We start from the raw sequence: 12465 nt of genomic DNA on the forward strand, positions 1-12465 counted from the left end.
ACATCATCATTTTCCAACCCAAGTTATAATTACATGATTTACTGGAAATTAAATTCCATAAAAAAAGCGGCTTAAAAGCCGCTTCATATTTTTACCAACGATTTCCGCCTCCGCCACGGTTGTTACCATAGCCTCCGCCTCTATTGTTGTTGTTACCATAACCTCCACCTCTGTTGTTATCGAAGCTTCTTCTTGGCTTCTCTTCTCTTGGCTTAGCTTCAGATACGTTTAGAGTTTTTCCGTTAAATTCTTTTTGGTTAAGAGCTTCAATAGCTTGCTTTCCTTCTTCATCACCCATTTCTACGAAACCGAAACCTCTGGAACGACCAGTTTCTCTGTCTGTAACGATTTTAGCTGATGATACATCACCAAATTCTGCGAATAGATCGTGCAACTCATACTCTTTAGTTGCGTAATTGATGTTTGAAACAAAAATGTTCATTTTAAATAAATTAAAAAATTAATAAAAATTTGGTATATAAAAGAAAAACAACATAAATTAATGAACAAATATTGATTCCAAATATAAACGTATGCAAGATACAATTAAAAATTTCAAATCAAAGCTTTTTTTAAATATTTCTCACATTATGTTGAATCTAAAAACAAAAAAAACATATAAAATAAGTTTAAATAATTGACTATCAAATAATTAATCAAAAATATATTTTATTATAAAATTAGTTAAAGATTTAAAACAAATGCCAACGCTGAGTCCTCAAAATCAAGTTAATATGACACGCAACATTCTATTGATCAACTTCCTTACCGCCCTATTCTTCATAAAATTTTAAATACTGAACCAAAATATGAAATCTTACACCACAAATTATACCAACACACTCATTGAAGCTGCCGAAGATTGTCCTGTTTTCCATGCACAGATTCCTCCGGAAAAAAAGGAAAAAACACTTGCCAATCTCCAATATGAGAAACTTATAAAAAGTCCTTATCAATATTCTTCCGATGATCTAATTTTTGAATGCTATGCCATTAAAAATGAAATTTCAGAAAACGAGAAAGAGGATGAAAGGAAAAAATTCTTTTCCAAAGGCCAGCCTTGTCTCCGGTGTTCTCCTTTAGCGAAAAAATATGGATTTGGGTTCCATCATAATATAGAAGGAAAAGTCGCCCTGATTGCCATAGAAAGTGAAGAATATCAAACATTGCTGAATGATCCTTCTGTAGCAAAAACGAAAGCCATGCGTTCCAAAAGAAAATGATTGAGAAAATGAATGATTCTTTTCAGATCAATAAATACTATTCTTTTGAAAAGATCAGCTTTTAACACTAAATTTGTACTGCAAATTATTAAAAGATATGAACTACCATACCAGAAAATGGGTGAAACCCGAAGACTTAAACCCCAATCATTCACTTTTCGGAGGAAGACTTCTTCAATGGATTGATGAAGAAGCTGCACTTTATGCTATCATTCAGTTGGAAAACACAAAAGTAGTCACAAAATTTATTTCTGAAATCAACTTTGTCAGTTCAGCTAAGCAAGGAGATATTATAGAAATAGGAATTGAAGCTACTCATTTCGGATCATCTTCTATTACTTTAAGATGTGATGTTAGAAATAAAATGACTCATCAAACCATCATTACTGTAGAAAGAATTGTCATGGTAAATCTTAACGAAGAAGGCAATCCTGCTCCTCATGGCAAAACCCAGATAGAATTCGTAAAAGACAGGTTAAACAACAGCCTATGAAGATTTTCATAAAGAATATGGTCTGCAACAGATGCATTGCGGCAGTAGAAAATATTTTCCGTAATACAGATGTAAAGACCACTAATATCTTACTGGGAGAAGTAGAAACGGAAGCTGATGTTTCTCCTGAAAAAATGCAGATCATAGAAAAAGAACTGCTCGATACAGGTTTTGAAAGGATTATGGATTCTGCTCATCAGACTGTAGAAAAAATCAAAAACCTGATCATTGTAAAAATAAGCGACCTTGATATCTCGGAAGACTTTCTGCTTTCCGAATTTTTAAGTTCAAAACTTCACAAGGATTACAGTGCTCTTTCCAAAACGTTTTCTCAAAACGAAAATATCACATTAGAGCAATTCTTCATTCTTCAGAAAATAGAAAAGGTAAAAGAACTTCTTTTATACAACGAATTCAACCTTACTGAAATTGCAGGAAAGCTTGGTTATAAAAGTGTCCAACACCTTTCTTCCCAGTTCAGGAATACAACCGGATTCACTCCTACTGAATTCAAAAAACTCAAAGAACACAATCGCAAGGCGCTTGATAATCTATAAGATTGAGGGTTTGAGCGTTTAGGGGTAAAGGAGTTAAATATTCCTATCACACTTACAAACGCTCAGACGCTCACACCCTCAAACTCTCAAACACTCTTACTCTCAAACTCTCCCACTCCACCTAATTTTATAACTATTATCCTTAAATTTATAACAACCTTAGGTTTCCATTTTGGAAATTTGTACTATAAATTTAAGAATCATGGAACAACAGTATAAAATACTCGGAATGACCTGTTCCGGCTGCCAGAAAAAAATTTCCAATCAACTTAATAGTGTTGATGGTGTTACAGCCGATGTAAATCTGGAAAACAATACCGCCACCATCACTTCTGATCATGGAGTGAAACTTTCGGTATTAAATGATGCACTGGCAGAAATAGGAAAATACAGACTTGAAGATCCCAGTCATCCTGAAATAGCCTTTGTAAAGCCTCAGGACCGCGTATCTCCGTCTTCGGTATACTATTGTCCAATGGAATGCGAAGGAGATAAAGTATATTTCAAGCAGGGCGAAAGATGTCCTGTCTGCAAAATGTATCTGGTTCCTATTGAAGAAAAGCTTGCTAAAGATCCTAATCATAAACCAACCTATTCATCAACCAACCTTCCTGAAAACTTTAAAGATAGTATCGGGAAGCATTATTGTCCGATGTTTTGCGAAGGGGACAAAGTATATGATGAAAAAGGCAGTTGCCCTGTTTGTCATATGGATTTAGAGCCAATTACTGAAGAACTCGCTCAAAAAGCAAACTCACATCAACATCACGCTCATTCCCATTCTCACCATCATCATGATCATGACCACCATGGCCATCATCATGAGGCCCCTAAAGTGACTGATGAAATGGCAGGCAGGTATTACTGTCCAATGTATTGTGAAGGTGACAAAACCTACGATTCCAATGTGGGATGTCCGGTTTGCGGAATGGATCTTGTAAAATACCCAGAAAAGAAAACCGCAAAATACACCTGTCCTATGCACCCGGAAATCATTCGTGACGAACCGGGAGACTGCCCGATTTGCGGAATGGATCTCGTAAGAATGCCTGACAGCGGTGATGATGATGAAGATGAAACCTATACTCTATTAAAAAGGAAATTCATTACTTCATTAGCATTTACCATTCCTGTTTTTATTCTTTCAATGGGTGGAATGTTTATCAACTTCCCTTTCTCTCATCAGATTCAGGGATTTATTGAGCTTGCTTTAACACTTCCCGTGATGTTTTATTCAGGATGGTTTCTCTTGAAAAGAGGCTGGGTTTCCTTCAAAACATGGAACCTCAACATGTTCAGTCTTATTGCTCTGGGGGTTGCTGCAGCATTTATTTTCAGTATTGTTGCCCTGATATTTCCAGACATTATTCCACATGAAATCCGTGGACATAATCATGAAATTCCGTTGTATTTTGAGGCAGTCTGTGTGATTTTGACCCTTGTTATTTTAGGTCAGCTGATGGAAGCAGCAGCTCATAAAAAAACAGGAAATGCCATCAAAGAATTAATGAACCTTTCACCAGATGAAGCCAACCTTATGGTAAACGGTGAAGAAAAGAAAGTCCTACTTTCTCAGGTAAAAATAGGAGATTTATTAAAAGTAAAACCTGGTGAAAAAATTCCCGTGGATGGAAAAATCACTGAAGGTAATTCTATTGTAGACGAAAGTATGATTACAGGAGAACCTGTTCCTGTTGAAAAAAATGTAGATGATAAGGTATCTTCCGGAACCATCAACGGTAATCAGGTATTTATTATGAAGGCGGAAAAAGTAGGTGACGAAACCTTGCTTTCCCAAATCATTAAAATGGTGAATGAAGCCAGCCGCAGCAAGGCTCCTATCCAGAAACTTACAGATAAGGTTTCAAAGGTATTTGTCCCTGTGGTAATTCTTATTGCAGTCCTCACTTTTGTATTGTGGCAGTTTTTCGGTCCGGAAGGAAAAAGAACCTTATTTGCTTTCGTAAATGCGGTTGCCGTTTTGATTGTGGCCTGTCCTTGTGCCCTTGGACTAGCAACTCCAATGTCCTTAATGGTAGGAATAGGGAAAGGTGCTAAAAACGGAATCCTCATCAAAAATGCAGAAGCTCTTGAGCAGATGAATAAAGTAAATGTTTTGATTACCGATAAAACAGGAACTTTAACAGAAGGAAAACCTTCCATAGAACATATTGAAACAGTAAACGGAGATCAGCATCAGATTTTAAAACTGGCTTTTTCTTTGAATCAAAATTCTGAACACCCACTTTCCAATGCCGTAATAAAAAGAGCAAAAGAAGAGAATCTGACGGCTGAAAAAGTAGACCAGTTTGAGAACATCTCCGGAAAAGGAGTGAAAGGAAATATCAACGGAAAAACAGCTTATCTTGGAAATGAAAGTCTCCTGACCTCGCATCAGATCATGATTCCTGACAGCTTACAACAGAAAGCAGTAGAAGTTCAGTCTAAAGCCCATACGATTTCCTATATCGCACAGGATCAGCAGGTGCTGGGATTTGTAAGTTTTACGGATAAAATCAAAGAGAGTTCCAAAAAAGCTGTTAAACAGCTAATGAGTGAAGGAATAGACGTCATCATGATGACAGGAGATAATGAACATACTGCCAAAGCTGTTGCTGATGAATTAGGAATCAAACATTTCAAAGCCAACTGCCTTCCTGAAGATAAGTTGAATGAGGTAAAAAAACTCCAGCAGCAGGGTAAAATCGTAGCAATGACCGGAGACGGGATCAATGACTCTCCTGCCCTTGCTCAATCTGATGTGGGCATTGCCATGGGAACAGGAACAGATGTTGCGATTGAAAGTGCTGAGATAACTTTATTGAAAGGAGATATCTTAGGCGTTGCAAAAGCAAAGTTACTGAGTGAAAAACTTCTCAAAAACATTAAAGAGAACCTGTTCTTTGCTTTCATTTATAATGTTTTAGGAGTTCCGGTAGCTGCAGGATTATTGTATCCGTTCTTTGGAATCCTACTTTCACCAATGATTGCAGCCGCAGCAATGAGCTTCAGTTCATTATCTGTAATTCTGAATTCATTAAGATTAAATTCCGTGGATCTGAATATTAAATAATAGAAATCTTTACAAATAAAGAATAAAAGCAGCCCGTTCATCAGGCTGCTTTTTTATATGTTTAAAGAAAGTAAAGTCTCAAATATCCCAAAAACACTCTTGTCAAAAAAAGATTGTATTAAAATAAAAATAATTCCCCGTAAAAGGAAATTACAATCATTTCAAAGAAAATAGAGAAAAACAATCGGTTTTACATTTATAAATGTTAAAATATAAAGAAAACAAAATCATAAATTAACAATCCTTCAGGTGATGGAAATAAGCTTTAAAATAAAGTTCTTAAAATAAACTTAAAAAGAAAAATAACTGTACAGCTTGGCATATAATTTGTTAATTTTCATCTGTTATTTTTAACGATTTTTAACAATTCAAATTCCATTATTTTTATGAGAAAAATTTTTGCGGGAAAGTCAAAAAATATGACTTTTCTCGGGATGGTTGTATTGATGAGTACAACTTCGGCTTTATTGAACAGCTGTAATTTCAAGAATGAAGTGAATAATGACCCCGTCGTCAGTTCACAGGAACATCCTTCCGCAGAAATAGTCTCCAATAATATGGATGATGAAAGCGTAGATCCGGATAAAAGAGTGATCTACCTTACCTTTGATGACGGCCCCAATCAGGGGACCGAAAATCTTTTAAAAATCCTGGACAAGAGAAATGTTTGCGCCACTGCCTTTCTGGTAGGGAAACATGCTTATGGAAGTAAAAAACAGAAGGATGATCTGCTGTTGCTTAAGCAAAACCCGTTGGTTGAGCTGGCCAATCACAGTTTCTCTCATGCCCACAACAAATACACAGATTTTTATAAAAATGCTGATGCTGTAGTTCACGATTTTGACATCGCCAAAGACAGCCTGAAGCTTACCGATAAAATAGCAAGAACTCCTGGAAGAAATATCTGGAGGCTCAACAATATTAATGTAACGGATATCAAAAGTTCTACTGTAGCAGCAGATGGCCTTAAAAAAGCCGGATATAAAGTAATTGGCTGGGATCTTGAATGGAGACCTTCTCAAAAAATGACTTTAAAAGGAAGTCATGAAGCCATGATCAAGAAAGTAGACAGTATTTTCCTGAACGACCTTGAGAAGACTTCAAGACACCTGGTATTCCTTACCCACGATCAGTATCTGAGAGATGCAGACTCTATCAATGAACTGGATATGTTTATTGAAAAATTGCAGAAGAGCAACAAGTTTGTCTTCAGAAAAATCTCTCAGTATCCAAAGATCAATGAGGTTCTGAATTAATTTTACAGTAAAAGTACCGTGTAAAATGCATTCATAACTGGCAACTGTCAGGGAATTTTCGGAAATTTGCATCTATGAGTATTAAAGAAAATTATAAAGCTATAAAAGACCAGCTGCCATCAAATGTTCAGCTGGTTGCTGTTTCAAAAACACACCCGGCTTCTGCAGTACAGGAAGTATATGATCTCGGGCAAAAGGTTTTTGGAGAAAATAAAGTACAGGAACTGATGGAAAAAGCTCCTCTTCTTCCTCAGGAGATCCAATGGCATTTGATTGGTCACTTACAGACCAACAAAGTGAAGTACATTGCTTCTTTCATAGATACCATACAAAGTGTGGATTCTGAAAAATTATTGACAGAAATCAATAAAGAAGCAGGAAAGCACAACAGGAAGATTAAAGTTCTTATGCAAGTAAAAATCGCGGCAGAAGAAAGTAAGTTCGGACTTGAAATTTCTGAAGCGAAAGATCTTTTTCAACAATCTATCGAAGGCAATTTTCCCAATGTGGAAATAACTGGTTTAATGGGAATGGCAACATTCACAGATGATGAGCAGCAGGTTAGAAATGAATTTTTAATCCTGGAAAAGCTTTTTGATGAATTAAATCAATTAAAAACATTAAATACCTTATCAATGGGGATGAGTGACGATTTCCCGATAGCGATCGAGTGTGGAGCTAACTCTGTGAGGGTTGGATCTGCCATTTTTGGGAAAAGAGACTATTCCAAATAGAATATTTAGGTACAGTTTTTGCTAATAATTGAAACAAAAAATTTAAATTTGCAACTATGCAAAAAATCCTTATAGTAGAAGACGAAAAAGCAATCTCGGGAGTACTTCACAGTATTCTTTCGGATGAACTAACCGATTATGAATTTGTTATCGCCGAAGACGGCCTTGAAGGTTACAAACAGGTAGAAAAAGAAGATTTCGCTCTAGTGATTTCTGATATTAAAATGCCTAAGCTTTCAGGAACTGAGCTTTTGAAACAAAGTCTTGCATTAAAACCAGAAACTACTTTTATCATGATCTCAGGACACGCAGACATTGATTCCGCTGTTTCCTGTTTGAAAGAGGGAGCATATGATTTTATCTCCAAACCCATTGATATCAACAGACTTATTACAAGTGTGAAAAATGCATTGGTGAAAGAAACCCTGAAAAAAGAAAACAAAAATCTCCAGACTGAAAATAAAACTTTAAAGAGAAAAGTAAGCAAAAAATACCAGATGATCGGTACCTCTCCTGCTCTTCAAAAGATCCAGGATATGATTGAAAAGGTAGCTGCTTCTGATGCCAGAGTTCTGATCACAGGACCTAACGGCGCAGGAAAAGAGCTGGTAGCTCATGCAATCCACAATCAGAGTGAGCGTGCAAGAGGCCCTATGATAGAGGTAAACTGTGCTGCTATTCCATCTGAACTTATTGAGTCTGAACTTTTCGGACACGTAAAAGGATCTTTTACAGGTGCTATTAAAGATAAGCAGGGAAAATTTGAGCAGGCCAATGGCGGTACGATCTTCCTTGACGAGATTGGAGATATGAGCCTTATTGCTCAGGCTAAAGTATTGAGAGCACTACAGGAAAGTAAAGTTTCTCCTGTAGGAAGTGATAAAGAAATCAAAGTTGACGTAAGAGTAATTGCGGCAACCAATAAAAATATGCAGAAAGAAATTGAGGAAGGAAAATTCAGAGAAGACCTTTACCACAGACTTTCTGTTATTGAAATCTATGTTCCACCGTTGGATGAAAGAAAAGAGGATATCAAATTATTGGTTGAGCATTTTTCTGGTATGATTGCTGATGAGCATGGTACTTCTGCGAAAAAGTTTGAGGATAAAGCTATTGACGCTTTAAAAGCACTTTCATGGACTGGGAATATCAGAGAATTAAGGAATGTTGTAGAGAGGTTGATTATTCTTGGTGGAAACACTGTTTCTGAAGGTGACGTTGCAAGTTTTGTAAGGAAATAATAACGCTATTATTTACAATATATAAAAATTTGCAGTGTTCCACTGCAAATTTTTTTTTTGACCCAATTTGAATTATAAACTATATGAATCTTAAAATATTATGAACTTTTTAAACAAAAATTACACAAAAGAATGCCTGACTTTGGCTCTGCCTGTAATGCTTACTCAGGTGGGGCAAGTTTCAGTCAACTTATTCGATAATATTATTGTCGGAAAACTTTTGGGTGCCGATGCACTGGCATCTGTTTCATTGGGAAATGCTGTATTTTTCTCCATATTTGTATTGGCATTAGGCTTTTCATTTGCTATCCCTCCGTTGGTTTCGGAAGCACATTCCAGAGAGGATCATGCTACGATCAATTCTGTATTCAGTCACGGTTTTATTATCAATATGTCTGTCGGAGTTATCCTGATGGTCATTCTCCTTTTGGGAATGCCACTCCTCTATCATTCCGGACAGCCCGCCAAGATTATTCCTGATACAGTAAGCTTCTTAAGCATAATGGTAGTCAGCATGATACCAATTATGGCATTTCAGACGCTTCGTGAAGTTTCTGAAGGTTTATCCTATACCATTGGAGTTACCAAAGCAACCATTATAGCCAATATCATCAATATTGCTTTAAACTATGTCTTTATCAAAGGACTTTGGGGAATTCCGGCAATGGGCGTACAGGGATCTGCATTAGCAACTTTGATTTCCAGAATTTTCATGGTGGTTTTCCTTTATTTTGTTTTGGTGAAAGAAGAAAGAACAAGACGTTATATCAAAGATTTCTCTTTAAAAATTCAGGATTTTTCAAAGCAGATGTTTGATAAAATGGTGAGACTTGGATTACCTACAGCTTTACAGATGTTTTTTGAAGTTACCGCTTTTGCCGGAGCTGCATTTATCTGTGGACTGATTTCTGCTCACGATATTGCTTCTCACCAGATTGCATTAAGCATGGCTTCATTTACCTTCAATTTATGTGTAGGCTTCAGTGTTGCCTCTACGGTAATGATTGGTAGAAAACTGGGTGAACAGAATTTTGTGGAACTGAGAAAGGTAGGAATCAACAACCTGAAAATTGCCTTCATTTTCATGTGTATCTGCGGATTGGTGTTTATTTTAGGAAGAAATATACTCCCGACTTTCTTCACCAAAAAAGAAGAAGTGGAAGTTATTACCCTGGCTGCAAAACTGATGATCATCGCCGCTTTATTCCAGCTTTCTGATGGAATTCAGGTGACCGCGTTAGGAATGCTGAGAGGGTTGCAGGATGTAAAAATCCCTTCTATTTATACCTTCATTGCCTATTGGGTAATTACTATTCCTTTAGGATATTTCTTCTGTGTCACTTTGGAAATGGGCGCATTCGGAATGTGGATCGCACTTGGACTAGGATTAACGGTCTCCGCTATTTTCCTGGTGAAACGATTCCTGAATATGTCTGCGAAAAGAATTAAGCAGAATTCATAAAAATAAAAAGGCTGTTTCAATATTTGAGACAGCCTTTTTTATATTCGTTAATTCACAACAGAACGGTGAGCTATGTTTTTTCTATATCTATATAATTGTGCATATTTTCTAAACACAAATAGCACAAATTACATTCACAAATAGACACAAGCTTATGCTTTTCTACTCAATTTAATCTATCTTCTTCCCTAAGATCTTCAGGCTTCTTTCAACACCATCCAGAATGGCTACATTAGGAAGACTTCCCCAATCTTCAAATCCAAAGTGTCTGAACAGCTTCAAACTTGGTTCATTATGAAGGAAAATAAGGGCTACAAGGTTTTTTACTCCAAATTTCCCAGCGTTATCAATGCAATACTGAAGAATGATTTTCCCATACCCTTTTCCTCTGGAAGTTTCGTCCAGATAAATGCTCACTTCTACCGTACCACTGTATGCAGCTCTTTCATGGAATGAGCTGAAACTTACCCAACCAACGGTTTGCTCCTGGTCATCTTCAACTACCCAAAGAGGTCTTGTCTGAGGATTGTGTTCTTCAAACCACTTTAGTTTGCTTTCTACAGAAACTTCTTCCATATCAGCAGTCACCATTCTTGAAGCAATGGTTGAGTTGTATATGGCTACGATTTTATTTAAATCTGCCAACTCAGCATTTCTGAATTTTAATTTTCCCATGAATATTGTAATTCAACTTATTCTAATACAAAAATACTAAATTTTAAAAATACCCCTATAAAAACATACTTAATTTATTATATTTTAATATTTAAAGCAAATGCACCCCTAAAAACATAATTATTTTTTTAGAATACGCAAAGGTGCAATAAGATTGAAGGTTAGAGTATTTTTAAGACGCAAGGATTTTATCTCCGATAAAATTAAATTCTGATGATTTTATTGCTAGCGGATTATGCTAATTAAGCAGATTGTTATGGAAAAATCTGCACAATCTCCTCAATCTGCAAGAAAACTAGCCGTAATTCCATGAACATATTCAACAAAATTATTTCAAATCTTTTAAAATTCTATTTAAACTTCTTACTGCAATTCCGAGGTACGCCGCCATATCTTCTTTTGATAGTTGAATTCCTTGTTTTGACTGCATATTCAGGAGTTGCATCACAGTATGTTCTACTGTATATAACTGTTGATAAGAGGCTCTGCTGGAAGTATTAATAATCCGTTCAGCAAATGAATCCAATAATAAATGATTCAGAGCAAGATCATTTTTGATTAAAGATCTAAAATAAGAAATCGTTGTTTCATAAACTGTTAGTTCTGATACAGCTTTTACTCCGCATAGACAGCTGATATTTTTAATCAGTTCTACCTCTCCCAGAATTTCACCGTTTCCCAGAAATTCTACAATATATTCTTTTCCGTTTTCTTCAGTGAGATAACATTTGGCAATACCTTCTTTGATCAACATAACCTTTGACAGCGGCTGATCCTGTATCAATACATTTTCATCCCGGGAATAAGACTTTAATACCACTTCTTCTCTTCCCTCCTGCTTATGGTAGAGCTTTTCAAAATAACTTAGAAATTCCTGATTTGTTCGTAACATATGAATCCGGGACAAATGTCCTTTGCTTATTGAGTTTTTATACTGAATTTTGACACCAGAAAATTACAAAACAAAAATGAATAATCATATTACTACGATTGCCTTTGATGCAGATGACACACTTTGGATCAACGAACCTTATTTTCAGGAAGCAGAAAAAGAATTCTGTATGCTCCTTGAAGATTACCTTCCACAACATTCGGTATCACAGGAATTGTTTACAACAGAAATGCAGAATCTCCATTTGTACGGTTATGGCGTAAAAGGATTTATGCTGTGTATGATTGAAACCATCACTAGAGTTTCTAATAATACAGCTTCATTGGAATTAGTCAACAAAGCTATTCATCTGGGTCAGGAGCTTCTTCAGAAACCTATAGAATTATTGGATGGTGTTACCGAAACCCTTGAAAGTTTAAAAGGAAAATACAGACTGGTTGTTGCCACAAAAGGCGATTTGCTGGATCAGGAACGTAAACTGAAAAATTCAGGGTTACAGGATTATTTCCATCATATTGAGATCATGAGTGATAAAAAAGACAATGATTACAAAAAACTGCTGAAACATCTGGACTGTCAGCCCGAAAACTTTCTGATGCTTGGAAATTCTATCAAATCTGATATTCTGCCGGTATTGGAAATTGGAGGTTCTGCCGCACATATTCCTTATCATGTCACCTGGAGTCATGAACAGCATGATGTTAATCTGGAACATCCAAATTTTATGGAGCTTAAAAGTATTAATGAAATTCTGAAGCATCTTTAATTTTTAAAACCATTAAGTTTTATTAAGAGGATAAGATCATTAAGATGAGCTTCGCTTTAAGTTTTAATACAACTTCCTTATTATATTTTTTAA

The 12465-nt window shown here is 36.0% G+C and carries 12 protein-coding genes; 9 read left to right on the top strand and 3 right to left on the bottom strand.

Annotation, left to right across the window (positions count from 1 at the left end; genetic code table 11):
* Positions 1 to 91: 91 nt before the first annotated feature.
* Complete coding sequence (locus tag ACMA47_RS01605) at positions 92 to 442, bottom strand: RNA recognition motif domain-containing protein (RefSeq protein ID WP_034696719.1); 351 nt, start codon at positions 440 to 442, stop codon at positions 92 to 94.
* 367 nt (positions 443 to 809) lie between these two features.
* On the opposite strand from ACMA47_RS01605, the gene ACMA47_RS01610 reads away from it, so the two are divergent.
* The 8 genes from ACMA47_RS01610 to ACMA47_RS01645 all read left to right on the top strand — a co-directional run bounded on the left by ACMA47_RS01610 (position 810) and on the right by ACMA47_RS01645 (position 10039).
* Complete coding sequence (locus ACMA47_RS01610; protein ID WP_413928396.1) at positions 810 to 1223, top strand: DUF6157 family protein; 414 nt, start codon at positions 810 to 812, stop codon at positions 1221 to 1223.
* A 97-nt stretch (positions 1224 to 1320) separates the two neighbouring features.
* Entirely contained in the window at positions 1321 to 1716 is a 396-nt protein-coding gene (locus ACMA47_RS01615; protein ID WP_034696721.1) for an acyl-CoA thioesterase, read from the top strand.
* On the top strand, positions 1713 to 2273 hold the full coding sequence (locus tag ACMA47_RS01620; protein ID WP_413928397.1) for a helix-turn-helix domain-containing protein: 561 nt from the start codon (positions 1713 to 1715) through the stop codon (positions 2271 to 2273). Before ACMA47_RS01615 ends, ACMA47_RS01620 begins: the two co-directional genes overlap by 4 nt.
* Before the next feature lie 202 nt (positions 2274 to 2475).
* Positions 2476 to 5346, top strand: coding sequence for a heavy metal translocating P-type ATPase (locus ACMA47_RS01625; protein ID WP_413928398.1), 2871 nt, complete (start codon positions 2476 to 2478; stop codon positions 5344 to 5346).
* 386 nt (positions 5347 to 5732) lie between these two features.
* Positions 5733 to 6602, top strand: coding sequence for a polysaccharide deacetylase family protein (locus tag ACMA47_RS01630; RefSeq protein WP_413928399.1), 870 nt, complete (start codon positions 5733 to 5735; stop codon positions 6600 to 6602).
* A gap of 74 nt (positions 6603 to 6676) precedes the next feature.
* On the top strand, positions 6677 to 7336 hold the full coding sequence (locus ACMA47_RS01635; protein ID WP_413928400.1) for a YggS family pyridoxal phosphate-dependent enzyme: 660 nt from the start codon (positions 6677 to 6679) through the stop codon (positions 7334 to 7336).
* Positions 7337 to 7392: 56 nt separating this feature from the next.
* Entirely contained in the window at positions 7393 to 8577 is a 1185-nt protein-coding gene (locus tag ACMA47_RS01640; RefSeq protein ID WP_034696726.1) for a sigma-54-dependent transcriptional regulator, read from the top strand.
* A gap of 100 nt (positions 8578 to 8677) precedes the next feature.
* Complete coding sequence (locus ACMA47_RS01645; RefSeq protein ID WP_413928401.1) at positions 8678 to 10039, top strand: MATE family efflux transporter; 1362 nt, start codon at positions 8678 to 8680, stop codon at positions 10037 to 10039.
* Between the two features lie 171 nt (positions 10040 to 10210).
* Here the strand turns inward: ACMA47_RS01645 and ACMA47_RS01650 are convergent, their stop codons facing one another.
* Positions 10211 to 10714, bottom strand: a complete 504-nt coding sequence (locus tag ACMA47_RS01650) for an N-acetyltransferase family protein (RefSeq protein WP_413928402.1) — start codon at positions 10712 to 10714, stop codon at positions 10211 to 10213.
* A 328-nt stretch (positions 10715 to 11042) separates the two neighbouring features.
* Complete coding sequence (locus tag ACMA47_RS01655; protein WP_413928403.1) at positions 11043 to 11606, bottom strand: Crp/Fnr family transcriptional regulator; 564 nt, start codon at positions 11604 to 11606, stop codon at positions 11043 to 11045.
* A 76-nt stretch (positions 11607 to 11682) separates the two neighbouring features.
* Between ACMA47_RS01655 and ACMA47_RS01660 the strand changes: the two genes are divergently transcribed.
* Complete coding sequence (locus tag ACMA47_RS01660; RefSeq protein ID WP_413928404.1) at positions 11683 to 12372, top strand: HAD family hydrolase; 690 nt, start codon at positions 11683 to 11685, stop codon at positions 12370 to 12372.
* Positions 12373 to 12465 lie beyond the last annotated feature (93 nt).

Source organism: Chryseobacterium sp. T20, from assembly GCF_047345655.1.
Classification (GTDB): domain Bacteria; phylum Bacteroidota; class Bacteroidia; order Flavobacteriales; family Weeksellaceae; genus Chryseobacterium.